Here is a 3,868-nt window from a genome sequence, read left to right as displayed (position 1 = left end):
GAGTAATAAAGGAGAAGATGACAAGCGCCCGAACAAAACCATCAGCCTTTATTTATGCCGCAATGTGATCATTAAAGACATATCCATATTACATGGCGGCTGGTTTGGCATCCTGGCTACCGGGATAGATAATTTTACCATTGATAATGTGAAGATGGATACCAACCGTGACGGGATGGATATTGACTGCTGCCGTAATGTGCGTATTTCCAATTGCAGTGTTAACTCGCCCTATGATGATGGTATATGTTTGAAAAGCACCTTTGGGCTTGGCTTTGCCCGCGCTACAGAAAATGTTACCATCACCAACTGCCAGGTAAGCGGTTATGATGAAGGTTCGTTTTTAGACGGTACTTTTAAACGGAATGAAAAAAAATACTCTGATGGTAATCCTACAGGCCGTATAAAAATGGGCACCGAATCAAATGGTGGATTTAAGAATGTCACCATTTCAAATTGTGTATTTGATTATTGCCGTGGTTTGGCTCTTGAAACTGTTGATGGCGCGCTTTTAGAAGATGTTACCATTACCAATATTACCATGCGCGATATTGTAAACGCACCAATCTTTGTTCGGTTAGGAGCACGCATGCGTGGGCCGGAAGGTACACCGGTAGGCGTGCTCAGACGAGTTATCATCAGCAATGTGGTATGCTATAATGCCGATAATAAGCATGGCGCAATCATAAGCGGAATCCCCGGCCATGATATTGAAGACCTGCGGTTAAGTAACATCAGGATCTATTACAAAGGTGGCGGTACTAAAGAGCAATCAACACGTGAAGTGCCTGGTTTAGAAAAAGAATATCCCGAACCATATCGTTTTGGTACAATGCCGTCCTACGGTTTCTTTATCCGCAATGTTAAAGATCTTAAAATGAACGATGTGGAGGTAAGTTATATTGATGAGGATCTTCGCCCCGCATTTATACTTGATCATGTAACCGGTGCCGATTTTCAGCATATTAAAGTGCAGAAAGCAGCCAATACACCGGCATTTGTTTTAAATGAAGTAAAGGATTTTAACATATACAACAGTTTGCCGGTTGCAAACTCCAGGATGGCGGATGTGAATAAAAAGGAACTTTAATAAAATAAATAATTGCATGAAAAGTAAACTATCCAGGTCAATAATAATACTTACAACGCTTGCAGTAAGCGTAACACTTTATGCCCTAAAACCGGCAGCCGATATAGTGCCCGATGCCGATAATGCCGGTTTAAAATTGCCCATCGGATTTGGCGCCTTAAAAGTTGCCGAAACGGGTGCCAAGGCGAGGCATTTAGTGGTTACGCCACAAGGCGATATTTATGTAAAGCTTGCAAGGGTTAACAAAGAAGGTAAAGGTATTTTAGTATTTCATGAAGCTAAAAATGGCAAAGCCGAACTCAAATCGAGCTTTGGCAGTTACGGTGGTACCGAGGTTTATTTAAAAAACAGGTACCTGTATGCTTCATCCAACACCGAGGTGTTCAGGTATAAGGTGAATGATAAAAATGAAGTTATTAACCCGGATCAGCCCGAAAAAATAGTTACCGGTTTAAAGGCGGGCCGCCAGCATGAAACCAAGTCGTTTGTATTGGATAACGATGGCAATATTTATGTAAACATAGGCGCCTGGTTTAATTCGTGCCAGGAAAAAGACCGCGGGCTGCATTCACCCGGAATACCAGGCTGCCCTATTCTTGATTCGATGGGTGGGGTGTGGCAGTTTAAAGCCGACAAATTAAACCAAACCTATGGCGATGGTGTGCGGTATGCAACCGGGCTAAGGAATATGGTGGGTATGGACTGGAACCAGCAGGATAACCAGCTTTTTGTAATGCAGCATGGCAGGGATAACCTCAACAGCTCATGGCCCGAACTATATACCACCAAACAATCTGCCGAGTTACCTGCCGAATGCTTATATGCCCTTAAAAAGGGAGACAATGCCGGCTGGCCGTATATGTACTATGACCAGATTCAGCATAAGAAGATACAAGCCCCTGAGTATGGCGGCGATGGAAAAAAAGAAGCCGATGCTAAATTTCTTGATCCGGCTGCCGCCTATCCTGGCCATATGGCGCCCAATGGTTTGCTGTTTTATACTGGCAATCAATTTCCGGCAAAGTATAAAAACGGGGCCTTTATAGCATTTCATGGTTCATGGAACAGGGCTCCCGAACCACAGGCCGGATACTTCGTAGTTTTTCAGCCATTTAAAAATGGAAAGCCCGACGGTGATTGGGAGGTATTTGCAGATGGTTTTTCAGGCTCACCAGAAAAAACCGCGGCTGGTCGCGCAGATCATCGTCCATGCGGGCTTGCCCAGGGTACCGATGGTTCTTTGTATGTTACTGATGATTCAAAAGGTACCATATACCGCATTATCTACACAAAAAAATAATTGCCACAATGAGAAAATATTTAATGATTATCATCTTGACTTTTAGTTGTTCTCAGTTAATGGCCCAGGTTAAAGCTCCAACAAAAAGCAGGACTAAATCCCGGCAAAGTTTAGCTACCTCAGCGGTTGACGGCAAAAGTGTATATGTAAAATATTGTTTAACCTGCCACCAGGCCGATGGAGGCGGGGTGCCCAATATGAATCCGCCATTAACTAAAACATCTTATGTGCTGGGCGATAAAACCCGCCTGATTAAGGTTGTGCTTAACGGGTTTTCGGAAAACGTTGATATTGATGGTGAATCATACTCCAACGTGATGCCGGCACATGATTTTTTGAAAGACCAGGAAATTGCAGCTGTGTTAACCTATGTCAGGAAAAACTTTACCAATAAAGCGGGGGCAATRAGTACAGTACAGGTAAAGGCTGTAAGAGCCGCAAATAAAAAATAAATCCTTTTTAAAACAGATACCTTAAATATTATGAAATCATTTTTATACTTATTACTAATGGTTTGCCCGGCGATAGCATTTGGGCAGGATACCAACACCGAAGCAGTTGTTCGCAAAGTTGCCGACAATATTGTTCAAAACACCTCATTTAAATTTATCAATTCCAGTACCAAAGAAAAATACGATTCCACCAAAGGATTGGCATCATCAGCTGATATTAAAGCGGATAGCAAATACAATAAGTGGGCCTATGTAAACGGTGTTTTAGCTATTGGCATGGTGCAAACCGCTGATGTGCTCAATGATAAAAAATACTCGGAGTATTCCCAGCACAATTTTGCATTCATTTTTGATAACCTCAATTATTTTGAAACGCTTCAAAAAGCTAAAACACCTAAGGTAGAATATGGGTCTGTATTTAACATCACCAACCTTGATGCCTGCGGGGCAATGTCGGCTGGGTTGTTTGATGTAAATGACCTGGCACAAAGAAAAGATTACCAGGCGTATTTAGARAGATCTGCAGCTTATATTTCAACTAAACAAATGCGTTTGTCTGATGGTACGTTTGCGCGCCCGCAACCACGTTTTGGTACCCTTTGGGCCGACGATATGTTTATGAGCATCCCGTTTTTAGCGCGTATGGGCAAGCTTACGGGCAACACCAAATACTTTGATGATGCGATAAAACAGGTAGAGAATTTTAACAAATATCTTTACGATCCTGCTACAGGCCTTTTCTTTCATAATTATTATTCTGACGATCAAACCAATGGTGTGGGTCATTGGGGTCGCAGCAATGGCTGGATAGCCATGGCACAGGTTGAGCTGTTAAACAATTTGCCGGCAAACCATCCCAAACGCCCCGAACTGATAAAATTGCTGTTGAGGCAAATTGTGGGTTACTCCCGCTACCAGGACCAAACCGGTTTATGGCACCAGTTATTGGATAAACCAGATTCATACCTGGAAACATCGGTTACCGCTATGTACACCTATGCTGTAGCCCGTGCAGTAAACCAGGGC

Annotated in this window: 4 protein-coding genes; all 4 read left to right on the top strand. The window is 42.9% G+C overall.

Translation table 11 applies throughout. The features are described from left to right. The coding region (locus tag AC1DPZ_RS23575) for a rhamnogalacturonidase (protein ID WP_477408062.1) at nucleotides 1-1,090 on the top strand (1,090 nt) is incomplete at its 5' end. 16 nt (nucleotides 1,091-1,106) lie between these two features. Continuing rightward, nucleotides 1,107-2,390, top strand: a complete 1,284-nt coding sequence (locus AC1DPZ_RS23570) for a PQQ-dependent sugar dehydrogenase (protein WP_477408060.1) — start codon at nucleotides 1,107-1,109, stop codon at nucleotides 2,388-2,390. Nucleotides 2,391-2,398: 8 nt separating this feature from the next. Further along, on the top strand, nucleotides 2,399-2,842 hold the full coding sequence (locus tag AC1DPZ_RS23565) for a c-type cytochrome (RefSeq protein WP_477408058.1): 444 nt from the start codon (nucleotides 2,399-2,401) through the stop codon (nucleotides 2,840-2,842). A gap of 30 nt (nucleotides 2,843-2,872) precedes the next feature. Beyond that, on the top strand, nucleotides 2,873-3,868 hold a 996-nt coding region (locus AC1DPZ_RS23560), incomplete at its 3' end, for a glycoside hydrolase family 88/105 protein (protein WP_477408056.1).

It is taken from the genome of Mucilaginibacter sp. P4_G9 (assembly GCF_056400985.1).
Note: the sequence above shows the minus strand (reverse complement) of the source record. Positions and strands in the feature narration are given on the sequence as shown.